Raw genomic sequence first — 20,998 nt, forward strand, 5'->3', positions numbered from 1 at the left:
ACATTAAGGTGCCCCGGTAAAGCTGAATTTGTTATTGGAAGGCATTATTATGCCTAAGGAGAGAGGCTGAAGGGCCTTTAGGAGAATTTACAGGACATTATAGCGCTCCTGGTCTAGTCCCATTATTAAGGTGACAGCTATTACTCATAGAAATAATGCTATATATCAAACTATTAATGGCGCTTCATTTGAACATATTAATTTAGGCAATGTTTTGCCAAGAGAGCCATTGTTAAAGAAATTTACAAGCTATGTTAGCTCTGGTGTTATTAATGTTCACATTCCTCCTTATGGATCAGGTTTTATAGCTTTAGTGCGTATCAATAAGAAAAACCCAGGAGAACCAAAGAATATTGCTTTAGCTGCAATGATGACTTATGTAAATATTAAAAATGTAATTGTTGTAGATGCAGATTTAGATATTTATAATCCTACAGATATAATGTGAGCTTTATCTACCCGTGTGATACCAGAAAGAGATGTTTTTCATGTTCCTAATTCTCAAGGCCATGAACTAGACCCTTCATCTGATATGAGAGGGGTTCAGACTAAAACTGCTATTGATGCCACATTAAATGAAGAAAGCAGAGGCTTTGAAAGAGTGGTCTATTCTGATTGTCGATTTAAAAGCATATGGCATATAGGAGGGCATACTGTGGGAAATTATATTGTTGGTATTACAGGAGCCAGTGGCGCTGTTTATGGAAAACGCTTAATTGAAGTTTTGATTGAAAAAAGCAGCGTGTTTTTTAACCATTACCCTTGCTGGAAAACTAGTAATTAAAGAGGAGTTGGGCTTGGAACTTCAAGAGGATGTTTTACTTACTTCAGAACAGTTGCGAAGTTTTTTTAAAGCCAGTCAAGATGAATTGACTTACTATGATATTAATCAAGTTGGTGGAACCATAGCTAGTGGTTCATTTCAAACAGATGGCATGCTTATTGCACCCTGTTCTATGGCAACTGTATCTGCTATTGCTTATGGATCATCTCGAAACTTACTTGAAAGGGCTGCAGACGTTATTATAAAGGAAGGAAAACATTAATTTTATTGCCTCGAGAATCTCCTTTAAGTGCAATTCACTTAGAAAATCTTTTAAAACTTGCTCAATCTCAAGTGGCTATTATTCCTCCTATGCCTGCTTTTTATAATCATCCAAAAACTATAGATGATATTATAGATGATATTGTGGATTTTACTATAGGTAGAATATTGGATCAGTTGAATATTCAACATGAATTATTTAAGAGATGTCTTTTGGTTATTAATTAGAACAATACTTTATTAAAAATATTGTTTTAGGTTTTTCTTTCTGCTAAAACGAAAGGTACTTGAAGAATAAGAGAGAAGGGAAAAATGAAAGAAATGAAAGCACTTTTAAAAAAATATAAAGCACCTATTATATATTTCATAGCTTCATGTTTAGCACTGGTTCTGGATACAGCCATTGTGTTCTTAATTACGGGTTTAGCGCCTCTTGGACAAGATGGACTTATTGAAACAACTGTTTTAACTACAGCAAATGTAGCTGGAAATGTTGCCGGATTCTTATTATCCTATGCTTTGTCTTCTAAGCAGGTGTTTGATACAAAATTGGGAGTGCCAGGTTTAATTATATTCCTATTTGGTCTTTGTCTTAGCTGCAACTATTATATGGCTATTTATGAAGCCGATAGGCTTAGAAAATTTAGGTGACTTAGGATTATTAATTAGCAAAGGCTTTTCAGTTGCATTGCCATTCTTTGTTCTTTACTATATAAGAAAATATGCATTTAATCTATTGAGAGAGAAAGGAAATGAAAAAAGTGAATAATTTATTTGTTTTGTTACCAAGCTATAATGAGGATGAAAATATTGAAACCTTAATAAATTCTTGGCTTGCAGAAGAGAATAAAATTAACGAAGAAGGATATAACTTAAATACAATAGGTATTGATGATGGTAGCAAAGATAACACCAAAGCTATTATTCAAAAAAATGGCTGATAAAAATAAAAAATGTAATTTTAGTTGCTCATGAACAAAACTCTGGTTTAGGAGCAGGGTTTAATGCTGGTCTCCGCCATTTCCATAAAAATGGAAAACCAGGTGACTTAGGATTAATTATGGATGCAGATAACACTCATGAGCCACGATATGTTCATTCTATGCTAAAAAAATAAAGGAAGAAAACAAAGATGTTGTTATTGCCTCCAGACACTGTGAGGATTCTTCAATTGTAGGTGTTCCAAAACATAGAAATTTTTTAAGCTCAGGAGCAAAATCCTTTTATACTTTAATGATGAGAGCTCCTAATGTAAAAGACTACACTTGTGGCTACCGTTGCTATACATATGATGCTGTCGATAAAGCTATTGGAATTTATGGATATGATTTTATTAAAGAAAATAGTTTTGCTTGTATGATAGAAGTTTTATATAAGCTACATAAAACAGGAGCCCGGTTTGACGAGGCTCCTTTTGAACTCCGCTATGATCAAAAGTTGGGTGAAAGTAAAATGCGTGTTTTTAAAACCATGCGCAATAGTGTTTTTACAACAATTAAGCTAAGATTTACTAAGTAATGGAGTTGAACTATGGAAAACATATCACTAGAAAAAGAAAGTAAGCTTGTCGTCTGTTTAAGAAGGTTATTTCCGTATTTTGTAATATTATCAGGTGTATTGTTGTTATTATTGCAGAGTCTATTTGCGCCTGGAGCGGGAAAAGCTCCTTCGTGGGATGATTCTTCTATTTATAATTATGTTGGCTGGTTAATGAATCAAGGATTTACCCCTTATATTGATATCCGGGATAGTAAAGGTCCAGTTTTTTATTTTATGGAAATGTTGGGTATTTATGGAGGAACATTAAGTTTATGGGTTTTTGAAGGAATTCTATTATTTATCGCTTTTCTGTTTTGCTATAAGATGTTTAAAATGCATGTTAACAAAAACATTGCAATTTTTAGTACCCTTTTTATTATAATTTCAACAGTTTTTATTTTCGATAGAGGTAATATGGTAGAGGAATTTGCATTACCATTTTGCTTTATTGCACTTTATATATTGGCTAAATACCCACTACAGAACTATAGCTTGAAAATTCACCAAATTCTTATTTTGGGAGGAACCTTCGGAGCTGTTTTATTAATGAGACCGAATATTCCTATGCTATGGCTAGCATTTTGTTTTGTAATATTAGTTCACTCTATTATTATTAAAAAATATAAACGTTTATTAATTTATCCGTTAACATTTATATTAGGTGTAGCCATTATTATGTTACCATTTATAATCTATTTAGTAGCCAATGGAGCATTGGCAGCCTATATAGATCGTACAATGTTTATAAAAAGTGGTTTTGTTCCTTGTCGATAAGAGAATGATGTTTTTCAGCGGTTGGCGAGATTTTTTCTTTTTAAATGAAGGTGGTGCCTTAGGTACTACAACATTGATTGCTTTTATGGCTGTTACACCAATTATGTTAATGCTTAAAAAGATAAAAACAACATCAGGAAAAATGATTATAGCATTTACCTTTGTTGGCTTTGTGCTTACTTTTGTAGCCAATGCTGCAGTTGGGGTATGTTTTTCCGCATTATGCTATAACATTTATCCCTATTCTAGCATTTCCAGTAATGTACGGCTTTCGTTATAGTTATATAAATAGCTTTATTGAAAATACTTTTTCCTTTAAGAAAAGTGGAGTACCACAAGGTATTGTACTTTTTGCTGTTTGTATTTTTCTTGGTTCCCCTGCTTTAGGAGAGAGCTTAGACAGAATCCATACTAATTACTTTATTAATGAATACTCTGAATTTTATAGTTATGTGGCAGATAATACTGCTAAAATGATACTGTATTTTTTGCGGATTTTCATTTTAATTTTATGAGACTGCGTATCTATTTCTGATTCATAAGGCAATAAATACATCCGTTCAATTTCTGCTAGGGAAGGCATGTTATTTTTTTCATACTCGTTTAATTTACTAATTTTGTTTTCATAATTCTTGTGCCCATATTCTTCTATTGTACAGCCCATTTCTTCACATAATTTTATAGTTTCTAGAGTATTTTCAATTTCGGTATAATCATTAAAAATATCATTAAATAACTCTATAATTTTTGTTAAATGAAAGGTAACATAATCCTTACCATCATTAAAATATTTTTTATATGTACCTGTGCAATAGTCATTTAATGCAAACATAAATTCAAAAAAATATTTACTTTCAAGAAAATGATTAAATAAACGTTTTAGATTATAATTTTCTTCATCTAAACAAAAAATGTTAACAATTGCAGTATCAGAGAGTTTCAATTGATTTCCAGCATCTAAATTTTCTCTAAATAGATTGTCGCTCCAACCTAATAGATATTCTAAAGTAACACCAAAGAAGTCTGCTATTTTTGCCAAAACTTCAATATCAGGTGTTCTTTCAGCTTTTTCATAAAATCCTATACTCCCTTTTGAAACACCTATATAACTAGCTAATTCAGCTTGTGTAACTTCTCCTAATTTTCGCAACTTTTTAATTGAATTGAAAATGATTGTTTTACATTCATTTTCTTATGATTTCCTAAATGTTTATTTGTTGATTTTTCAACTTTTTTTGCATTTCATTTTCCTATGCACATATATTTGTGTCATTTACTACTAAAAGGACACAGTAGAGCTTACTAGCATTCTTTCGTGTCTTAATATAAAGATAAGTATATTAATGTGTCATTATCTATATTGGTAGCATAAGTTATCTAAAGAAACAAGTCAATATAGATTAGAAAAAAGAAAACGAAGATATTACAAAGGAAGAGCTAATAATTTCTTTTATGGATACAGAAAGTCAAATATAAAAGAATAAGGGTATATTCAATGCAATAAAAAAATACGACAATGGAGACTTACCACAAGGCTTCATTAATATATTATTAATGCTTTAAGGCTAACAGTGATGAAGAGCGCGAACTGATATGCTTAACAATTCAATCATGAATGGCTGGGAAAGTTAAGGGTACTCCTAGCGAGTTTAAAGGCTGAACAAAAAGAGAATGGAGAGGAGTTATTTTAATAACAACAATTAAATGTTTAATTGACGAAAAAAGAGCTAAAATTATTGATTGAAGAATCGGAAAGATACAGGGCTTTATGTGATGATTATATTTGTAATTCTAAGCCTTGTGTAGCTTCAATAAGACAGTATTTAGCTAAAAGAGATGTGCAATATTTTCATGAATTGGCAGATGAAAGAATCGCAAAATATGAGACTATAAAAGTGAAAGTTAAGGAGGAATAAAATGGCAAATAACAGAAAATCATTAAGTGAAAAAACTGGATTTGAAGTTTTTAAAAAAGATATGTTTGCTTGTAAATATTGTGGTAGGCAATCACCTTTAGTGGTATTAGAAGTTGACCATATAAAGCCGGTTGCAGAGGGTGGAACTAACGGAATAAAAAATCTTATTACTTCTCTTGTTTTGACTGTAACAGGGGAAAAGGAAAAAGAAAGTTAACTGATCTAACAGAAGCGCAAAAATCTTCTGATGAAATAATTAAATTAGCAATGAAAACAGAGCAATCAAAGATGATTCTAAAATGGAAGGATAACTTTTAAAACAATCACATAAAGAAGTTGTTGAAGTGCTAAATATATTCCATGAATGTTATGACAACGTAATTTTAAATGAAGATGAATTTGCGAAAAACAATAAAGATTATCAGACCGTAGCAAAGGCTATTTCGGAATTTGGATTAGTAAATGTTATACAGGGTCCATTTACCCTTTACTCTCAATATTCAAATATTTACAGAGCAGTAAGTAGCCTTGGAGGGCTTTTGTATAATCGCCCATAAAGGTGGGGTGTTAAAAATGGCAAACAGAAACGTAAACAGTTATTTTTGGGAAGATGAAAAAGTCACCAACTTTACACCAGAAGATAGATATTTTATGTTATTTTTACTTACCAACCCTAATTCAAATTTACTTGGAATCTATCAAATTACACTTAAAAAATATCATTTTACACTGGGTACACTGATGATACTATTAAGTATTTGCTTGAAAGATTTGAGAAATACGGAGTTATTAAGCATTCAAAAGAGACCAGCAAGAAGCTATATTAAAGTACCTAAACATATGGTATTACAAAGGGTGGAAAGCCTATAGAGGACTGTATTACAAGAGATTTGAAGAGGGTTAAAATAAGAACTTGATTAGGGATGTACTTAATTCGATGAGAAAGTACGACAACGGAGATTTAACACAAGGATTGATTAATATACTATTAATACTTAATACTTATATTAATGATATAGATATAGATATGGATATAATCGTACCCCCTATCTTTAACGATACGTTGGACGATTCATCAAAACTAAAATCAGTGCGAAAACAAGAAAAGAAGAAAGCGGTTTATTTTGAATCTGAATCTTGAATACAGTATTTCTTGAATTTCTAGAACTTAGAAAATCACTTAAAGCTAAAAACACGGATAAGGCTATCAGGTTACTAGTTAATCAGCTTAATAAAGCAAGTAATGATTCAGAACGAGAGCAGATGCTTAATAATTCTATCGTGAATAGCTGGGAAATTGTATATGAAATTAAGGGTAGTCCTAAAAGACAAACATTGCCGTTTGAGCCAAAAAGGAAATGGGACAGTGGAATGGAGGATAAAGTGTGATTAAGAATATGCTCGATAAATTAAAAATAAATAACACGCCTAGAAGCTATCAATGCAATAAGTGCAAAGACACACTGGCTATATGCTTGGGAGTAAAGGCACATATAGTCTATGTGATTGCATGAAAGCCAAATCCTTTAAATCAACTATCCCGGCTAAATACATAGACGAAATTGACACCATTGATTTTGACGTTTACAAGAACAAGCAGGCAATTACAACTGCTTAAAAAAAGTAAATTCAAATAGCATGGATAGCGATTGGTTAGGCTATTACATTTACGGCTCATATGGAGCAGGAAAAACCTTACTGGCTTGCAAGATGCTAAAGCTCTTAGATTAAACAGCATATCGTAAAATTCATAACTTCAAGTGATTATGTTGAAAAAATCAAGAAAACATTTAACAGTATTCGTAGCTAGTGAAATGTTCAACTTGATTAATTATCGCAACAATCAGAATTTAATAACAATCATCACAAGTAATTTTAAACTTGATGATGTTGCCGAAAAGTTTGGCGATAGAGGGGAAGCGATTAGTAGCAGGTGTTGTCAACTTGGTTATTTGAACGTATTTACAGATGAGGATATGAGGAGATGAGAGTAGGGTTATTGCAAGTTGATGACCTGGAATTCCAACAGCGGAATAGAAGAAAACACGAATTAATTAAATATATTCAAAATATGTTAAAAGATACATATGATATTATTATTCATTCTGAGGGATACTCCGACGATAGGACTATTTTGTTAAAATCAAAACAGGAATATAAAACGGAAGAAGAGAGACAATGTATTTAATGAGGTTGCTGTACTATTACATGGTGAGAATGACTATAAGTCTAGGGGCTTTAATGGCTTAACTAAAGTACCATTTACTCCAACAGTAAAACTTTAGTTTAATGACTAGGAGGATTGAATCATGGTATTAACAAGAGAAAATAAGGAATAATAAAGAAATATTTAATCCTTCCCACCTTTAGGAACTTGAAAAGAGAAATGCAGGAAACCGTCGCTAAGGTAAGGAATATACATAAGCAGTTTTTCTATAGAAGGGAGGGTAAAATTAATAGACATATGCCTCTTTCTTCTTTTATAATCATTCAATGCTCTATCTTCTGAATCGAATATGCTTATGTGTTCTATCTTGTCACTGTCCCACTTATCACATACTATCCATACTGACTGCATAGCCTTCTTTACATTATGATAAGAGTTTACCTTTTGGACATATACTAAAAAAGTAGACAGGAAAAAGTGAAACATGTTTTAAATAAGTAGACACATAAGAAAGGATAAAATTATGAATAATTACAAGAAATACGATGAAGAATTTAAAAAAAGTATTGTTAATTTACACCAAAACGGTAAAACTCAATCCCAACTTTCTAAAGAATATGGTGTCTCCATGTCTGCTTTACACAAGTGGATTAAACTTTATTCTCAGGTTAGAATTGATGATGATACTATTCTAACCGCTAAGCAGATTAAGGATCTTCAAAAGCGTAATGCTCGACTCTAGGAGGAAAATATCATTTTAAAAAAAGCAATTGCCATATTCACGCCTCACTCAGACAAAGATTAATGGCTGTTCATACCCTTCGTTTTCAGCACGCTATCTCTTTTCTTTGTCATGTCCTTAAAGTGAACCGCAGCTCCTATTACAAATACTTTTCGGAAAAACTTTCTCCTAGAACTATTGAGAATTAAAAACTCCGTCAGCTTATTCTCGGAGATTTGTCATCTTACTAAGAGACGTATTGGCCCATCTAAGATTAAGGCTCTTCTTTCCTATGACTATGGCATCAACATCAGTATTGGTAGAGCGAGCCGCCTGATGACTGACATGAATCTTCCTAAAATGCCTACTATCAAACTTCGGTTTATTCATCCGAGGTCTATTCCCAATTTTGATTGCCCTAACTACCTAAATCAAAATTTTAATGTTCCTCAGCCCAATCAAGTCTGGGCTAGTGACATTACCTATATTAATTTAAATGCCTCTTTTGCTTATCTCTGTGTTATTATGGATTTATTTTCTCGTAAAATTATTGCTTGGAAGCTCTCTCTTAAAATTGATACTTCTCTTGTTAAGGATACTTTTATCAAAGCCTTTTATTCTCAAAAACCTTCTACTTCTCTTATTTTTCATTCTGACAGAGGTTCCCAATATACTTCTTTTATCTTTAGAAAGCTCCTTGATTCTTTTGGTATCATTCAATCTTTTTCTAAGCTTTCTCATCCTTGGGACAATGCTGTCGTTGAGTCCTTTTTAAATATATGAAAAAAGAAGAAATTCTTCGTAGGTCTTTTTCTTCCTTTGCTCAAATTAAGCTTTCCTGCTTTGAACACATTGAGGGCTTCTACAACCCCCTATACGTCCCCACTCTGCTAATAACATTCTTTCTCCTAATTCCAAAGAAGACTATTTTTTCACTTCTATTAAAACTTAATTTCACTTTTTCTATCTACTCTATTGACATTCTTCCAAGCCTCCTCATAGTATATTCGCTTCCATACTATCAACGTTGAGTCAGATGGTATCCCGAAATGAATGGCTGTTTGAAATAGAGATAGCTTTTTATCATGCATATATTCTATTACAGATGCTTTAAAATTACCAGAATAACTACTTTTTTCATTATTAAACCTTCTGGCCCATATTGTTTGTACATTTCTACCCATCCATAGACTGCTTTTTTATCTGCCCTAATATTTTTGCACTTGCTCTTAAGCCCATTCCTTTTTCTAATACCCTTAGTACTGCTTCTAGTTTTTCTTCATCACTGTATTTTGACATGAAAAATGCACCTCCTTATATTTGTCCAATATTTGGGGTTCACTTCACAAATAGCTTAAGGAGTTTTGCTATACAGATAAAATATGATGTGGTATAATTTTTAATGTACCCATTAATGATAAGTGGTATTCACTAACAAGAGAAGACATAGTCTGGAAAGAAATGTCTTTTTTTGTTAGTTAAAAAAGGGCAACAAAAAAGCCAATCTATAATGGGCTGGCTTCTTTGCTATGCTACAAAATTTGGGGTACTATTAAATGAAAAATAGTACAATAAAAATACAACATGATATATTAAATTATACAACCCCTAAGTTAATATTTTTTGCTATATATAATATTAAATCTGTATTTAGGTAAAAAGTGTTTTCTGTAAAAATGTTACTAAATTGTTACTTTTGTATATTCGGGTGTTGTGAGATGGCTTTAAATAAGGGGTTTGTGATAATTAAGCTATTAGAGGTACAAATGAAGTGCAAATTGCTGACTCTGCTAAATTTAAAAGCGCAATTTCAGCTATTTTAAAAGAATTTAAAGCAAGTCCAATGGCGTATCCTGTTTTCTCTAAAACGGGGTTCTCTGCCTGTGCTATTGATGCAACTGCTGCATTAGGTGTATTTCCGTCCTATAATTGGCAAAATAATACTGAAGAAGAATGGGAAGAAACTATTGGACCAAGAGAGCTCTAGCTAGTTTTGATAAAACCCGTAACCCATGTTATAATTGCCCAATTGCCTGCAGCCAAGTAAGAATGTCTGAAGAGGGAGACTATGCTGGTATTTCATCGTAAGGACCAGAGTATGAAATAATGTATTCCTTAGGATCCATGATTGGGGTTTCTGATCCAGCTGCAATAATTGCAGGTGATCGACTTTGTGATGAATTAGGAATTGATTCTATTTCAGCAGGTGTTTCAATTTCCATGGCTATGGAGCTAATTGAAAAAGGCCTTTATAAAACAAATGATATTGCAGATTTAAAGTTTGGTAATGCAGATGCTGCATTGACTATGCTTCGTAAGTTAGCTTATAGAGGAAGGTATTGGAGAAATTTTTGCAGATTGTACTAAACGAGCTGCAGAAATTATTGGTAACGGCTCTGACTACTATGCACTACATGTAAAAGGCTTGGAACTTCCTGCTTATGATGTTAGAGGTCTAAAGGCTCATGGTTTGAATTTTGCTACCTGTGTTACACAGGTGCAGACCATAATAAAGGTTATTCAAATCAAGAAGTATTTGGGTTGCCAGTTCCTTATCCTGTAGAACGTTTGGATATTAAGGGGAAGGGTATTCTAACTAAGTTTAATCAAGATTTTTGTGGAACCTATGATGTTGCTACATTATGCGAGTTTCCAGCAACCTTAGCATTAGCAGAAACAGCTCAAAAATTAATCGGTGATTTACTGACAGCTACAACTGGCTGGGGTTATTCTGAAGAAGAAATTTGGGTTGTTGGAGAGCGTCTGAATAATATTTGTAGAATGTTTAATGTGAGAGACGGTTTCTCTAGAAAAGAAGATACTATGCCAGAGAGAATTATGGTTGAACCATTAAAATTTGGAGTATCTAAAGGAGAAGTGATTTCTCAAGAGAATTTAAGACACTATGTTAGATGAGTATTATGAAGCTAGAAATTGGACCCAGAATGGTATTCCAACAATTGAGAAATTAAAAGAGCTAGGACTAGAGGATACTATTAATGATCTTCCTGCATAAATAATGGGATAGGAAGTGAACTGTTTTGATTCAAATAGAAGTAAAAGGTGTGGGTTTTTATAGAGATATTTTTAAAAAGGGGCACTTAACAATTGATATTCCTTTTTCAGAAAATAATACGCCTACTGTTTTTACAGTTTTAAAAATATTAGATGAACTGTATAAAGGAGAAGTTGGAAAAGAACTCTATTTAGAAGATGGAACCATAACAGATTGGTCAAGGATTCTTTTAAATGGAAGAGATATTCGTTTCCTAGCAGGGGATAAACTTTATGTAAAGAAACAATCACTCTCTAATTTTAATGTCTGTTCTTGCTGGAGGATAAGAAGATTTAAAGGCTACAATCAAATGATTATAGCCTTTCTTTTTTATTGCAAATTGTAAATTAGTTTGTTGTCAAAAAAATGTTCTTATACTTGAGTTAATTGCCTTACAATTATTTTATCCAATACTTAATTTGTTCCATGATATTTCGGGTAAATTAGTACCAATAACCCCAATAATTATAATAATAGTGCCAATAACTTGCATTAAAGAAAAACCTTCATGTAAGAAAATAACCCCAGAAAAATGGTGATTACAATAGATAGATTTCCGAAAATGCTCATTTTTACTGCATTGATTTTTGAAAGTGAATAATTTGAAAGAAATGATGATGCCAATGATCCTGATAAACCTAGATATAATATTGAAATTAAATATAAAGGATTAATAAGCGGTAGCCAATAACTGCCTAAGTTAGGATTAATTATATGATTAAATAAAGCCATTATATTGAAAAAAACAAAACCCATTAGTGTCATTACATAAGTTAAACGGAATACGGAATATTTTTGAGTTTTTTCTAGCAAGAATACTGTAAATAGCAAATGACAAACAGGACATTATGAATTATGATAAGAATAATACCAATTAATTTACTGCCTCCATCGTTCATGCCTTTTATACTAAATATTAAAATTACGCCTACAACAGATAAAATTGTAAATATTTTTTGCGATAATGTAGTTTTTTCTTTAAAAAAATACTAGCTAAAATTAAAGTAAATATAGGTATAACTGCCTGAATAACCCCTGCTTCAGATGTGTTTGTTAACTCAACGCCAAAAACTTGAAAAACAAAAAAATAAAACAGGAAAAAGTAGCCAGTGGCAATATAGAAAGCAATTCACGACCTTTAATTAATAAAGATTTTTTTAATAAGAGCAATGATAACAATAATAATATATGCAAACAAAAATCGGTGAGCTAAAGCATCAATTGTATTACTATTTTCTAATGCAATTTTCAAAAATAAAAAAGAAAAACCAATAATTAAAGAATATACCAAAGCACCTAATGTACCTTTAGTTGTAGTTGTCATTTTACGACCTCTTTCATAAATATAATCTAAACTGTTTTTATAAATGCCAATCTTCTATGATAGAATTTAGAAATAGAGTTCCTGGATTTTAAATAACAGATTCTTTATTTATACTTTATGATAGTGCAAATGTCAAGAGGTAATAATTATATTATTTTATTTGCTTCTGGTATACACTTAGAGGTAGCATTTATTATTAATGCTAAATGCCCTAATTATTTTGTTTCAAAATAATTAAATTTTCATGAAAATACCTTTTACTGAGGTATTTTAGAAAAATGGAGAAAGAGTTTTTCTTAGAAATGACAATTGTTAATTTATTACTCAAAAAGAAATGAAGTATTTTGAAAAAAGTTAAAGAAAGTATTAGATATCTTTAAAAATTTAAAAAAAGTATGGTTTTTAAGCAAAAATATGTAATTCTTAATGCATAAATCCTAATGCTGAACTTGAAAATGAAACGTTTAGTGACATGTTATGTGAAATATTAGTTTATAAGAGGTTAGAAGAAGACCTTTTTATAAAAAAGAATACTAGCTTCTAGAAAGCATTTTTTAGATATGAAGTTTTACTTACCTTGCTTGTTAGGTATTTCAATAGTCTTATGATTTAGCTTACTATTTTACTTTTTCTCTTAATATGACCAATAAATAGGTACCTTAATAATTGCCTTGCTTTTTTAGTAAAAAGGTGCTAATATATAAATGCGAGGTACCTAAGTATTTAAAGGAGGTGTAATTATGGATAACACTATAAATGAAAACAAAGATGTATCGCAAAAACTATATACGCTTTTTCGACGGTGCTCACATAGCTTAAGTCGAGGGCATCAGTATGGTGGCAGTATGCATCCTAGCCAATTCCGAATATTGATGCTAATATCTAAAAAGGAATCTGTTACTCAAGGAGAGCTTTTGGCGATTATGGGAATAAGGGCGGCTTCATTAAGTCAACTTCTATGTAAAATTGAAAGAAAAGGGTTGATTAGTCGTTCGAAAGATCTAGAAGATAAACGCTCGGTAGTTATTTCTATAACAGATCTTGGAGAAGCAGTTCTTAAAGAAAGTATGAATGATCAACAAACTAAATTTAAAGAGCTTTTTTCTTCTTTATCTGAAGAAGAACAGTTTAATTTGAGTAATCTTTTAGAAAAATTACTAACATCATGGAATGAAGATTGCTATTACAACAGTGATAAAAGAAATAAAAATCAACGTAGAAAAAGGATGTGTGGACATTCTTATAAAGAACGCCATGGTAATGATGGTGATTAATAGCTTTAAAGATTTTTTAATCAAAATAGAAGTCTGCTTTTATAAAAGCAGACTTCTATTTTGATTAAGTTGTGTTTTTATAAACTAGTTGTCAGCATGAATATAAAAATCTGAATCTGTTTTAAAATTAAGTGTTGCAAAATGAAGTCCTTGAGAAGGATAGTTTACTTTTCTTAGAATTTAATTATGATTAGAAATAATTAAGGCAATAACTCTTTTTTGAACCATGTTTTGTAGACAATACTTTCAATGGAAATTCTTGATTCCTTAGTATCAGCAATAATTTTAATTGTAAAAATATCATTTCCAGATTCCGGCTGTGTTTATCTGGAAATGAGACTATTATTAATCCCTCCTGGATAAAAAGTTGAAAGAATACCATCTAACCATAGTTCTAAGTAGGTAGCTGAAATAATTAGTGTAGTCAATTTAATTTCTAAATTTTTTTACCTTCAATATATGAAATAGATGATATGTTTTTGTCTTAAATTATTAGATTTGGCAATATTCTTTATTAAAGGAATCTTAATGTGATTAAGTCGCTGAGTCTAGTAATAACTATTTGTATAATAATACCTAAAGTCTAAAGCTGAAAGTAGGGAGAATATGAGAAAAATGCTTTTGTCAAGAAAAAATATTGTGTTGCTTGTGGTACTTGTTTGTCTGCTTGTCCTGTTGGGGCTATTAAAATTCCTAGGGGAATACAGGCAATGGTTAATTTTGAAGCATGTGTTGGATGTGGAAAATGTATTAAGGCATATCCAGCAGATACTATTGTTATGAGAGAAAGGACAATAAATAATGAGAACTAACAAAAATGCGCAAAAAAGATGGTCAGATTATCTTTATATTTTTACAATTGTATATTTATTACTAGGTTTTTTTAATATTGTATTTGCTTGGTTAGGCATGCTCTGTTTTATGATTCCTATTATTTTTGCATTGTTTGGTGGTAAAAAAGGCTATTGCAATAACTATTGTGGCAGAGGTAAATTACTTCTATTATTGGGTAATCGTTTTAAGTTGTCTAGAAATAAATCTATGCCTAAGTGGATGCGGAGTCCCTATTTTAGATATGGCTTTCTGTTATTTTTTATGACTATGTTTGTGATAATGATTATTAATACTTTTTTAGTTTTTAGAGGTGATGATTTAAAGGCGGTTGTAACGCTTTTTGGACATTTAAAGTTCCTTGGCATTGGGCCTATTATGGTGGTGTGGCCCCTTGGTTTGCTCAATTTGCCTTTGGCTTTTATAGTATTATGTTAACTTCTACTTTATTAGGTTTAATTAGCATGCTTCTTTTTAAACCTAAAAGCTGGTGTGTTTATTGTCCTATGGGTACAATGACTCAGTCTATCTGTAAAATGAAGTATAAAGAAGATTAAGGAAGTTGATTTTATTTAATGGTTCAAAGCAATAAAATTTGAAAAATGTTTAAAAAAATAAAATTATGATATAATAATAGTTATTCTAAAATAAGAAATGATGTGAAAAAATGACAAATGTATTAGTAGTAGGCTACGGAAATGTTGGAAAAAAGTGGTACAGGCTGCATTAAATGAATCTGATTTAAATTTAGTAGCAATCCAAAAAATACACGAGGTGGAAGCATTAGGTATTAATGTACCAATTGTAAAATCCGTTGATCAAGTAAAAGAAAAAATTGATGTGGCTATTTTAAGTATCCCTTCTCTTGGCGCGCCAGCTATTGAGTCTGAATTTTTAGCAAAAGGAATCAATACAGTTGACTGCTTTGATATTCATAGTGAAGTGCTTTCGACTCAAGCTAATTTAGAAAAAATTGCTCAAGAAAACAAAAGCGTATCTATTTTGTCTGCAGGTTGGGATCCGGGCAGTGATTCTGTAATGCGTGCATTAATGGAAGCTATGGTTCCTAAGGGCATAACGTATACTAATTTTGGACCTGGAATGAGTATGGGACATTCTGTTGTTGTTCGTGAAATTGAAGGTGTAGAGGATGCCTTTTCATTAACTATACCAATGGGAGCAGGAATTCATAGAAGAATGGTATATGTGCAATTAAAAGAGGGTACCGATTTTTTCAAAAGTAGCACAAACAGTGAAAAATCATCTTTACTTTATAAATGATGAAACTCATGTTATTGAAGTTGAAAATATTAATGAGATGAAAAGCTCAAGTCACTGTGTAGATATTCAGCGCATTGGTATGAGTTCTGATGTAAATAATCAGAGAATTAGTTTTAAAATGACTATGGATAATCCGGCATTAACAGCTCAAATTATGGTTGCTTGTGCTAGAGCCACTATGAGACAAGAGCCTGGTTGTTATACAATGATTGAGATTCCTCCAGTAGATTGTTTGCCAGGTGCAAAGGCAGAATGGATTGAGAAGTTAGTTTAGAAAAAATCATGTAATTAAATATACTGAGAATATTACGTAAGTTAAAGTATTTAAAAATGCTTTAACTTACTTTTTTATGTGTTGCTAAAAAAAATAAAAATGTTTAGAACTATTGACTTTTTAATGAAAAGAGAATATAGTTAGTGCAAGCTAACTTAATGAATTTGATGAACAGATTCAATTTGAGATTAGCTCTGCCTACCTCTATCTTGCTATGTCAATTAAAATGCATGAACTTAACTATAAAGGATATGCAAGTTGGTTGAAAAAGCAATATGAGAAAGAGCTAGAACATGCAGATGAATTTATTGAGTTTGTACAAAAAGAGATGCTATGCTTACATTAAAAGCAATCAATGATACGGTAGTTACTCAAGAAACTCCCCTTGAAATTGCAAAAGCAGTTTTAGAGCATGAAAAAAGGTAACAGCATCAATATACAAAATGCATGATATAGCAAAGAAAAACGGAGACTATGCAAGTGAGATTTTTTTACACTCATTTATCAGAGAGCGAATTCAAGAAGAAGATTGCGCTTTAGATATTATTGACAAGTTTGAGTTCGCTGGAGACAACATGGCTGCTCAATACGCCGTTGATAAGGAATTAGGTTGCAGTTAGAAGCCTATTAAAAGTCTATCCCTTAATAAAATATCAAAAACCTAAAAACACCTTAAGAATTATTCTTAAGGTGTTTTTAGGTTTTGCTAGAAAAATAGTTTTAGGTTTTTAATTTTTAAATTTTCATGGAATGAAAGTTTAAAATCATAGCTAATTACTATTTTCAAATGCATCTATTAGCTGGCGGCACTTTTCTAAATCTTCATCTTCTGGTGCTTCATTAACAATTAAGCCGGTGGGACTATAAGCTCGAGTCCCATTGTGGTTATTCTTGTTTCCCAGTCTGTCATCCATTCTCCGTCACCCCAGTCATAAGAGCCGAATAATATGGTTTTTTATTCTTAATAAGCTCAGAAGAAGTCATGTTATTCATGAAGCTCTCCATTTCATCTTCTAATTCTTCAGCTCCCATGGCTGGGCAACCAAATGCTAAGTAGTTACTTTTTTTGACATCCTCTAGGGTAGCATTTTCTACACTTTTTAGAACAGATTCATAACCTTTAGCTTTTGCAGCCTCGTTAATGGTCATTGCCATTGTTTCTGTATTACCTGTGCCACTCCAATAAATTATAGTTAATGTTTTCATTCTAATACCTCCTAAAATTTTAGTTTCTAAATTAAGTTTAGGATCCTTAACTTTTTATAGCAAGAGGTAATTTTAATATTAAGTAGATATTCTTTTGTGATAATGAAAGTATCTAGATTTAATATAATGAGATTCATTAATTGATGGCAACAAGAAGGAAGTGATATCAGATGGCAGAAGCAAAAAAAATGTTCAAATTCTAGTATCTTGTGATGAAGAAAATCATATTTAAAGTAGACTTTGTAAATATTAAATGTATAGTTTCTGTTATTGTTTTATTTATATCAATTGGAGATTAATATCTGACAAAATCTTGGCAATTTCTTTTGGACTTATATTAGCTTCATTTTCAATCCGATGGTTTAGAATACTCCAAAATCCCCCTGCTTGAAATGAAATTACATATGCAATATTATTTTGGAACTTTTCATCAAATTCTTTGGTTACAACATTTTTGTGTAAAAGTGGTAATAGCTTATTAATTTCATAAAATAAAAAGAACATTAGCTTTTGTTTATGTAATGCTTTTAAAAACGAAAGATGATTGTAGCAGGCTGTGAAAAAAATTTCTGCTATTATATAGGTATCTAATAAATGTGCGTTTACAAGCCTATGATAATATTCGTTGCTTATTTTACTCAGTTGATATATTAGAATATCCTCTTTAGATTTGAAGTGGCGATAAAATATTCGTCTACTGACACCTGCTTTATTTGCTAGCTCAGTTATGCTTATTTGGGAGGATGATTTTTTCATGAGATGGATTAATTCATTAGTTAACTGTTATTTTGAATATTTGACAGAGGGATTGATTGTCTTCATAGCTTCCTCCAAGACACATTAAAATAAGGTTTGTAGCACTTTTGGTCTAAATGTTGACTTTTTTCTACGCATACCATTATAATAAAAAACAGAAATGACACAAGTGTGACAAGTAGTTAGTTTATGAGGAGATATGAATATGTCATATTGGAAACCTAATTTATACTTAACTTTTAAGCAAGAGCGTACACAACCATCAATTGATTTAGTTGGGAAAATTGAAAAAGAAAATCCTTTAAGAATTATTGATATAGGTTGTGGACCAGGTAATAGTACTTTTGTTCTTAAAAATAGATGTCCCGGTGCAGAAATAATTGGTATTGATAATTCGGAATCAATGATTGAACAAGCAAAAGAAAAAGATAATGATATACAGTGGATTTGCAAAGATGTACAATTTGCTTTATCAGAATTGGGAACATTTGATATTGTGTTTTCTAATGCTGCTATTCAGTGGATTCCAGATCAGCATTTACTTTTGCAAAGATTATTTCAAATGTTAAATAGTGGAGGCATTTTAGCTGTACAGGTGCCATGCACAAAAAATGCCAATTCATATAGGGTTGCAAAAACTTAGAAAAATGTCAAAGTGGGAATAGTATTTTGCATCTATTTATTCAACTTATTCTACTCATACAGCTGATTATTATTATGATGTTCTATGTGGGATAGCACAGAAGCTAGATTTATGGGAGGCTGATTACTACCATGTTATGGATTGTCATAAGGATATTTAAAATGGTATAGTGGTCCAGGTTTAAGACCATATTTGGATTGCCTTACTAATGAAAGTATAAAAGAAGAATTTTTAGAGGAGTATTAAAAATTGTTAAAAGAATATTACCCAGCACAAAAAGATGGGAAGATATTGTTTCCATTTAATAGGATATTCTTTACTGCTAGTAAATTATAAAATAAGAGAATATTGCTTCATTTAAAAATTTAAGTTGTACTCTTTGAAATAAAAAGGTTTAAAAAATAAGTGATGTATATTTTTGTTTATATGCTTTTAAAAGCAGGAATATCTTAATAGATTGTAGTAGAAAATGATGGTATTTTAATAAAGAAATAATGCGTAGATAAGATGTAGAATTATATGGATAGATTAAGAGGGTAATTGATAAAAAAGTTATTTACAAAAATAAATAGTTGTGGTATTATTATTGAGTAGTAATTAAAATGACTACACCAACCACCTTTTGTTGAAATAATATAATAATGTAGGATGCCCCTAAACAATAAGTTTAGGGAATTTTACTATTTAAGCCATATTTTGAAAAGATATATCTTTTTATTTGATAAATAAGAATATAGAATAACAAAGAAGCCAATCCACAATGGATTGGCTTCTTTGTTATTTTGAGATAATTAACATAAGATTGATATAGTTAAATATATCACTTATAATATAATTATACAACTCCTAAATCTATATTATTTACTTTTTTTGTAAAAATGTTACTAAACAATTATTTTATGTGTTTTGGCGTTATGGAATGGTTTTTAGTTCGAGAGTTATTAGTAGAATGATATTTCTATTTGATAATAATAGTATGGTGTGGATTTTAAGTGTTTGCTATATTGTGTTTAATATGATTGCAATAGAATAATATTTTTCCTATGAGAAAATATTATGGTTGGATAGGTATGCTTACATGGTAATTTTTTGAATGAGTATTTATGGATTAAGTTTTATTCTGTCTAACTTTTTTGCTCCATTTTACTGACTCCATATCATAGAAAAAGTGAAAATGTTTTGATAATAATATGTTAAATATTATACTTTTGATTTAAAGCTATTGCAAAATTTCTTCTTGACGCATAGTCAAATTTGACTATAATAAGAATATATAGAATTATATAGAGACATTTAAAAATATTTACTATTAATGAATCTCGTTATGCCACTTTTAAAAATTGCTCTGTCAGAATTTAACTTAAAGATTGAAAGAAATTTATTGTCAGTTTTTTAAATATATTTGTAGTTTAATAATAACCAATATATTCAGCAATCAGTTAGGGAATGAATCCTGCAACTTTTAAAACCATTTACTTTTCCATTGTCTAATTTTTTATTACTTGGGAAATTCTTAATGCATGAACGAGATTAATAATTTTAGTATTAAATAAAAGGGGTGATGATTTGTCTATTAAATTAGTTGTTTTAGGTTTGCTTATGGAGGATCCTAGACATCCTTATGAAATGCAACAAATATTCAAACAAAGAAAAATGGAAAGATATATTAATTTCCAAAAAAAGGATCTTTATATTATGCAGTCAATAAGCTTGAAGAAGAAGATTTAATTACGATTGAAAAAATAATAAAAGAGTCAAATAGGCCAGATAAAACAATATATAAAATAACAGATAAAGGACAAAATAAATTTTTTGAGTTACTTTCAAAACAGTTTATTATTCATTCCACTTATAATAACCCGTTAAATGTCGCATTATCATTTATTGATTATATAGATAATAATAAAGTAATAAAATTACTTAAAAAAAGAATAGATATTATTAAAAATACTCAGAAACTAATAAATGAAACATATAATAGTGTGAAAAAGAAGCTTACTCGCGCAGAGCATCATATATTTAGGGGATCAATAATACAAAATGAAGCCGAGCTTGTTTGGCTTCATTGTATATTAGAAGATGTTATCGAGGAATCACTAACTGAAATTATTTTAGGTGAGGAAAATAAGAATATTGATGAATTGAGTAGAGGGGAATAACTATGATAGAAATACTAGATGATGTCTATTTAA

The 20,998-nt window shown here is 30.7% G+C and carries 31 protein-coding genes and 8 pseudogenes; 31 read left to right on the forward strand and 8 right to left on the reverse strand.

The features are described 5' to 3' along the window. Positions 1–130 precede the first annotated feature (130 nt). The 8 genes and pseudogenes from AZF37_RS10830 to AZF37_RS01395 all read left to right on the forward strand — a co-directional run. A pseudogene (locus tag AZF37_RS10830) lies at positions 131–556 on the forward strand (UbiD family decarboxylase); the annotation flags it as partial. A gap of 99 nt (positions 557–655) precedes the next feature. Beyond that, positions 656–1,273, forward strand: a pseudogene (locus AZF37_RS10835) (UbiX family flavin prenyltransferase). Between the two features lie 84 nt (positions 1,274–1,357). Next, the gene (locus tag AZF37_RS01370) at positions 1,358–1,696 is read left to right on the forward strand and encodes a hypothetical protein (RefSeq protein WP_088369250.1); all 339 of its coding nucleotides are present in this window, start codon (positions 1,358–1,360) and stop codon (positions 1,694–1,696) included. A gap of 101 nt (positions 1,697–1,797) precedes the next feature. Continuing rightward, complete coding sequence (locus AZF37_RS01375; protein WP_088369251.1) at positions 1,798–1,986, forward strand: glycosyltransferase; 189 nt, start codon at positions 1,798–1,800, stop codon at positions 1,984–1,986. Positions 1,987–2,003: 17 nt separating this feature from the next. Continuing rightward, a complete protein-coding gene (locus tag AZF37_RS13030; protein ID WP_425425450.1) occupies positions 2,004–2,162 on the forward strand; it encodes a glycosyltransferase in 159 nt (52 codons plus the stop codon). Between the two features lie 116 nt (positions 2,163–2,278). Beyond that, complete coding sequence (locus AZF37_RS01385; protein ID WP_088369252.1) at positions 2,279–2,563, forward strand: glycosyltransferase family protein; 285 nt, start codon at positions 2,279–2,281, stop codon at positions 2,561–2,563. Between the two features lie 12 nt (positions 2,564–2,575). Then, complete coding sequence (locus tag AZF37_RS01390; RefSeq protein ID WP_088369253.1) at positions 2,576–3,358, forward strand: hypothetical protein; 783 nt, start codon at positions 2,576–2,578, stop codon at positions 3,356–3,358. Positions 3,359–3,362: 4 nt separating this feature from the next. Then, positions 3,363–3,638, forward strand: a complete 276-nt coding sequence (locus AZF37_RS01395; protein ID WP_162473800.1) for a hypothetical protein — start codon at positions 3,363–3,365, stop codon at positions 3,636–3,638. 168 nt (positions 3,639–3,806) lie between these two features. Here AZF37_RS01395 and AZF37_RS01400 read toward each other — a convergent pair whose 3' ends face one another. Continuing rightward, positions 3,807–4,508, reverse strand: coding sequence for a helix-turn-helix domain-containing protein (locus AZF37_RS01400; RefSeq protein ID WP_162473801.1), 702 nt, complete (start codon positions 4,506–4,508; stop codon positions 3,807–3,809). Between the two features lie 586 nt (positions 4,509–5,094). Here AZF37_RS01400 and AZF37_RS01405 point away from each other — a divergent pair. The 8 genes and pseudogenes from AZF37_RS01405 to AZF37_RS01450 all read left to right on the forward strand — a co-directional run bounded on the left by AZF37_RS01405 (position 5,095) and on the right by AZF37_RS01450 (position 9,114). Next, on the forward strand, positions 5,095–5,274 hold the full coding sequence (locus AZF37_RS01405) for a hypothetical protein (protein ID WP_162473802.1): 180 nt from the start codon (positions 5,095–5,097) through the stop codon (positions 5,272–5,274). A 1-nt stretch (position 5,275) separates the two neighbouring features. Further along, the gene (locus AZF37_RS01410; RefSeq protein ID WP_088369257.1) at positions 5,276–5,491 is read left to right on the forward strand and encodes an HNH endonuclease; all 216 of its coding nucleotides are present in this window, start codon (positions 5,276–5,278) and stop codon (positions 5,489–5,491) included. 356 nt (positions 5,492–5,847) lie between these two features. Then, positions 5,848–6,144: a hypothetical protein gene (locus AZF37_RS01420; protein WP_088369259.1), complete on the forward strand. Its 297-nt coding sequence runs from the start codon at positions 5,848–5,850 to the stop codon at positions 6,142–6,144. A 67-nt stretch (positions 6,145–6,211) separates the two neighbouring features. Continuing rightward, positions 6,212–6,415: a hypothetical protein gene (locus tag AZF37_RS01425; protein ID WP_162473803.1), complete on the forward strand. Its 204-nt coding sequence runs from the start codon at positions 6,212–6,214 to the stop codon at positions 6,413–6,415. Beyond that, positions 6,412–6,663 carry a hypothetical protein gene (locus AZF37_RS01430; protein ID WP_088369261.1) on the forward strand — a complete coding sequence of 84 codons (252 nt, stop codon included), beginning with the start codon at positions 6,412–6,414 and terminating at the stop codon, positions 6,661–6,663. Before AZF37_RS01425 ends, AZF37_RS01430 begins: the two co-directional genes overlap by 4 nt. Before the next feature lie 434 nt (positions 6,664–7,097). Further along, a complete protein-coding gene (locus tag AZF37_RS01435) occupies positions 7,098–7,262 on the forward strand; it encodes a hypothetical protein (protein ID WP_162473804.1) in 165 nt (54 codons plus the stop codon). Then, positions 7,259–7,462: a hypothetical protein gene (locus AZF37_RS01440; RefSeq protein WP_088369263.1), complete on the forward strand. Its 204-nt coding sequence runs from the start codon at positions 7,259–7,261 to the stop codon at positions 7,460–7,462. Before AZF37_RS01435 ends, AZF37_RS01440 begins: the two co-directional genes overlap by 4 nt. A gap of 502 nt (positions 7,463–7,964) precedes the next feature. Further along, positions 7,965–9,114 (forward strand): annotated as a pseudogene (locus tag AZF37_RS01450) (IS3 family transposase). Here AZF37_RS01450 and AZF37_RS01455 read toward each other — a convergent pair. Both AZF37_RS01455 and AZF37_RS12025 read right to left on the reverse strand, forming a co-directional pair. Further along, positions 9,104–9,346 (reverse strand): transposase, encoded by a 243-nt coding sequence (locus AZF37_RS01455; protein WP_088369265.1) that lies wholly within the window; start codon positions 9,344–9,346, stop codon positions 9,104–9,106. The pseudogene AZF37_RS01450 and the gene AZF37_RS01455 overlap by 11 nt on opposite strands. Beyond that, positions 9,339–9,461, reverse strand: coding sequence for a hypothetical protein (locus AZF37_RS12025; protein WP_281178891.1), 123 nt, complete (start codon positions 9,459–9,461; stop codon positions 9,339–9,341). The genes AZF37_RS01455 and AZF37_RS12025 overlap by 8 nt, the downstream gene beginning before the upstream one ends. 472 nt (positions 9,462–9,933) lie before the next feature. Here AZF37_RS12025 and AZF37_RS01460 point away from each other — a divergent pair, with 472 nt between their 5' ends. The 6 genes and pseudogenes from AZF37_RS01460 (at position 9,934) to AZF37_RS01480 (ending at position 11,563) form a co-directional block, all read left to right on the forward strand. After that, positions 9,934–10,149 (forward strand): hypothetical protein, encoded by a 216-nt coding sequence (locus AZF37_RS01460; protein ID WP_088369266.1) that lies wholly within the window; start codon positions 9,934–9,936, stop codon positions 10,147–10,149. A gap of 113 nt (positions 10,150–10,262) precedes the next feature. Then, positions 10,263–10,529 (forward strand): annotated as a pseudogene (locus AZF37_RS12030) (aldehyde ferredoxin oxidoreductase C-terminal domain-containing protein); the annotation flags it as partial. 16 nt (positions 10,530–10,545) lie between these two features. Further along, positions 10,546–10,725 carry an aldehyde ferredoxin oxidoreductase C-terminal domain-containing protein gene (locus tag AZF37_RS13035; RefSeq protein WP_425425451.1) on the forward strand — a complete coding sequence of 60 codons (180 nt, stop codon included), beginning with the start codon at positions 10,546–10,548 and terminating at the stop codon, positions 10,723–10,725. Continuing rightward, positions 10,647–11,078, forward strand: a complete 432-nt coding sequence (locus AZF37_RS12035) for an aldehyde ferredoxin oxidoreductase C-terminal domain-containing protein (RefSeq protein ID WP_088369269.1) — start codon at positions 10,647–10,649, stop codon at positions 11,076–11,078. Before AZF37_RS13035 ends, AZF37_RS12035 begins: the two co-directional genes overlap by 79 nt. Beyond that, positions 11,068–11,178 (forward strand): aldehyde ferredoxin oxidoreductase C-terminal domain-containing protein, encoded by a 111-nt coding sequence (locus AZF37_RS12040; protein WP_162473805.1) that lies wholly within the window; start codon positions 11,068–11,070, stop codon positions 11,176–11,178. Before AZF37_RS12035 ends, AZF37_RS12040 begins: the two co-directional genes overlap by 11 nt. A gap of 25 nt (positions 11,179–11,203) precedes the next feature. Continuing rightward, positions 11,204–11,563: a ubiquitin family protein gene (locus tag AZF37_RS01480; protein WP_088369270.1), complete on the forward strand. Its 360-nt coding sequence runs from the start codon at positions 11,204–11,206 to the stop codon at positions 11,561–11,563. Between the two features lie 146 nt (positions 11,564–11,709). Here the strand turns inward: AZF37_RS01480 and AZF37_RS11250 are convergent, their stop codons facing one another. Further along, positions 11,710–11,982, reverse strand: a complete 273-nt coding sequence (locus AZF37_RS11250) for a hypothetical protein (protein WP_342668698.1) — start codon at positions 11,980–11,982, stop codon at positions 11,710–11,712. 163 nt (positions 11,983–12,145) lie between these two features. Beyond that, a pseudogene (locus AZF37_RS11255) lies at positions 12,146–12,541 on the reverse strand (EamA family transporter). A gap of 740 nt (positions 12,542–13,281) precedes the next feature. Here AZF37_RS11255 and AZF37_RS01490 point away from each other — a divergent pair. The 6 genes and pseudogenes from AZF37_RS01490 to AZF37_RS12045 all read left to right on the forward strand — a co-directional run bounded on the left by AZF37_RS01490 (position 13,282) and on the right by AZF37_RS12045 (position 16,821). Continuing rightward, positions 13,282–13,815, forward strand: coding sequence for a MarR family winged helix-turn-helix transcriptional regulator (locus tag AZF37_RS01490; RefSeq protein WP_088369271.1), 534 nt, complete (start codon positions 13,282–13,284; stop codon positions 13,813–13,815). 629 nt (positions 13,816–14,444) lie between these two features. Next, positions 14,445–14,627, forward strand: a pseudogene (locus AZF37_RS01495) (4Fe-4S binding protein); the annotation flags it as partial. Further along, positions 14,617–15,203, forward strand: a pseudogene (locus tag AZF37_RS01500) (4Fe-4S binding protein). The pseudogenes AZF37_RS01495 and AZF37_RS01500, both read left to right, overlap by 11 nt. A 110-nt stretch (positions 15,204–15,313) precedes the next feature. Continuing rightward, positions 15,314–16,201 (forward strand): annotated as a pseudogene (locus AZF37_RS01505) (diaminopimelate dehydrogenase). Positions 16,202–16,376: 175 nt separating this feature from the next. Beyond that, positions 16,377–16,547 (forward strand): ferritin-like domain-containing protein, encoded by a 171-nt coding sequence (locus AZF37_RS13040; protein WP_088369273.1) that lies wholly within the window; start codon positions 16,377–16,379, stop codon positions 16,545–16,547. Positions 16,548–16,644: 97 nt separating this feature from the next. Beyond that, complete coding sequence (locus AZF37_RS12045) at positions 16,645–16,821, forward strand: ferritin family protein (RefSeq protein ID WP_088369274.1); 177 nt, start codon at positions 16,645–16,647, stop codon at positions 16,819–16,821. A 150-nt stretch (positions 16,822–16,971) separates the two neighbouring features. On the opposite strand, the gene AZF37_RS11265 is transcribed toward AZF37_RS12045, so the two are convergent. The 3 genes from AZF37_RS11265 to AZF37_RS01525 all read right to left on the reverse strand — a co-directional run bounded on the left by AZF37_RS11265 (position 16,972) and on the right by AZF37_RS01525 (position 18,163). Beyond that, on the reverse strand, positions 16,972–17,115 hold the full coding sequence (locus AZF37_RS11265) for a hypothetical protein (protein ID WP_245612003.1): 144 nt from the start codon (positions 17,113–17,115) through the stop codon (positions 16,972–16,974). Further along, positions 17,108–17,407, reverse strand: a complete 300-nt coding sequence (locus tag AZF37_RS01520; RefSeq protein WP_245612004.1) for a flavodoxin domain-containing protein — start codon at positions 17,405–17,407, stop codon at positions 17,108–17,110. The genes AZF37_RS11265 and AZF37_RS01520 overlap by 8 nt, the downstream gene beginning before the upstream one ends. A gap of 279 nt (positions 17,408–17,686) precedes the next feature. After that, positions 17,687–18,163: a TetR/AcrR family transcriptional regulator gene (locus tag AZF37_RS01525; protein ID WP_088369275.1), complete on the reverse strand. Its 477-nt coding sequence runs from the start codon at positions 18,161–18,163 to the stop codon at positions 17,687–17,689. A gap of 205 nt (positions 18,164–18,368) precedes the next feature. Here AZF37_RS01525 and AZF37_RS01530 point away from each other — a divergent pair, with 205 nt between their 5' ends. From AZF37_RS01530 to AZF37_RS11270, 3 genes are all read left to right on the forward strand, one after another. Then, positions 18,369–18,806 carry a methyltransferase domain-containing protein gene (locus AZF37_RS01530; protein ID WP_162473806.1) on the forward strand — a complete coding sequence of 146 codons (438 nt, stop codon included), beginning with the start codon at positions 18,369–18,371 and terminating at the stop codon, positions 18,804–18,806. A gap of 1,566 nt (positions 18,807–20,372) precedes the next feature. Continuing rightward, positions 20,373–20,534, forward strand: a complete 162-nt coding sequence (locus tag AZF37_RS10230) for a structural protein (protein ID WP_162473807.1) — start codon at positions 20,373–20,375, stop codon at positions 20,532–20,534. A 254-nt stretch (positions 20,535–20,788) separates the two neighbouring features. Beyond that, positions 20,789–20,965 (forward strand): hypothetical protein, encoded by a 177-nt coding sequence (locus AZF37_RS11270; RefSeq protein ID WP_245612005.1) that lies wholly within the window; start codon positions 20,789–20,791, stop codon positions 20,963–20,965. The last annotated feature ends 33 nt before the right edge of the window (positions 20,966–20,998 follow it).

This window comes from endosymbiont 'TC1' of Trimyema compressum, from assembly GCF_001584725.1.
In the GTDB taxonomy this organism is placed as follows: domain Bacteria; phylum Bacillota; class TC1; order TC1; family TC1; genus TC1.

What these genes read in the sequence shown, in the direction of transcription:
- AZF37_RS01370 (WP_088369250.1), top strand. Translation starts at nt 1,358, where the DNA reads ATGAAAGAAATGAAAGCACTTTTAAAAAAATATAAAGCACCTATTATA.
- AZF37_RS01375 (WP_088369251.1), top strand. Translation starts at nt 1,798, where the DNA reads ATGAAAAAAGTGAATAATTTATTTGTTTTGTTACCAAGCTATAATGAG.
- AZF37_RS01385 (WP_088369252.1), top strand. Translation starts at nt 2,279, where the DNA reads ATGATGAGAGCTCCTAATGTAAAAGACTACACTTGTGGCTACCGTTGC.
- AZF37_RS01390 (WP_088369253.1), top strand. Translation starts at nt 2,576, where the DNA reads ATGGAAAACATATCACTAGAAAAAGAAAGTAAGCTTGTCGTCTGTTTA.
- AZF37_RS01395 (WP_162473800.1), top strand. Translation starts at nt 3,363, where the DNA reads ATGATGTTTTTCAGCGGTTGGCGAGATTTTTTCTTTTTAAATGAAGGT.
- AZF37_RS01410 (WP_088369257.1), top strand. Translation starts at nt 5,276, where the DNA reads ATGGCAAATAACAGAAAATCATTAAGTGAAAAAACTGGATTTGAAGTT.
- AZF37_RS01420 (WP_088369259.1), top strand. Translation starts at nt 5,848, where the DNA reads ATGGCAAACAGAAACGTAAACAGTTATTTTTGGGAAGATGAAAAAGTC.
- AZF37_RS01425 (WP_162473803.1), top strand. Translation starts at nt 6,212, where the DNA reads ATGAGAAAGTACGACAACGGAGATTTAACACAAGGATTGATTAATATA.
- AZF37_RS01440 (WP_088369263.1), top strand. Translation starts at nt 7,259, where the DNA reads ATGAGAGTAGGGTTATTGCAAGTTGATGACCTGGAATTCCAACAGCGG.
- AZF37_RS01455 (WP_088369265.1), bottom strand. Translation starts at nt 9,346, where the DNA reads ATGGGTAGAAATGTACAAACAATATGGGCCAGAAGGTTTAATAATGAA.
- AZF37_RS12025 (WP_281178891.1), bottom strand. Translation starts at nt 9,461, where the DNA reads ATGTCAAAATACAGTGATGAAGAAAAACTAGAAGCAGTACTAAGGGTA.
- AZF37_RS12040 (WP_162473805.1), top strand. Translation starts at nt 11,068, where the DNA reads ATGTTAGATGAGTATTATGAAGCTAGAAATTGGACCCAGAATGGTATT.
- AZF37_RS11250 (WP_342668698.1), bottom strand. Translation starts at nt 11,982, where the DNA reads ATGACACTAATGGGTTTTGTTTTTTTCAATATAATGGCTTTATTTAAT.
- AZF37_RS01490 (WP_088369271.1), top strand. Translation starts at nt 13,282, where the DNA reads ATGGATAACACTATAAATGAAAACAAAGATGTATCGCAAAAACTATAT.
- AZF37_RS12045 (WP_088369274.1), top strand. Translation starts at nt 16,645, where the DNA reads ATGCATGATATAGCAAAGAAAAACGGAGACTATGCAAGTGAGATTTTT.
- AZF37_RS11265 (WP_245612003.1), bottom strand. Translation starts at nt 17,115, where the DNA reads ATGGATGACAGACTGGGAAACAAGAATAACCACAATGGGACTCGAGCT.
- AZF37_RS01520 (WP_245612004.1), bottom strand. Translation starts at nt 17,407, where the DNA reads ATGAAAACATTAACTATAATTTATTGGAGTGGCACAGGTAATACAGAA.
- AZF37_RS01525 (WP_088369275.1), bottom strand. Translation starts at nt 18,163, where the DNA reads ATGAAAAAATCATCCTCCCAAATAAGCATAACTGAGCTAGCAAATAAA.
- AZF37_RS01530 (WP_162473806.1), top strand. Translation starts at nt 18,369, where the DNA reads ATGTCATATTGGAAACCTAATTTATACTTAACTTTTAAGCAAGAGCGT.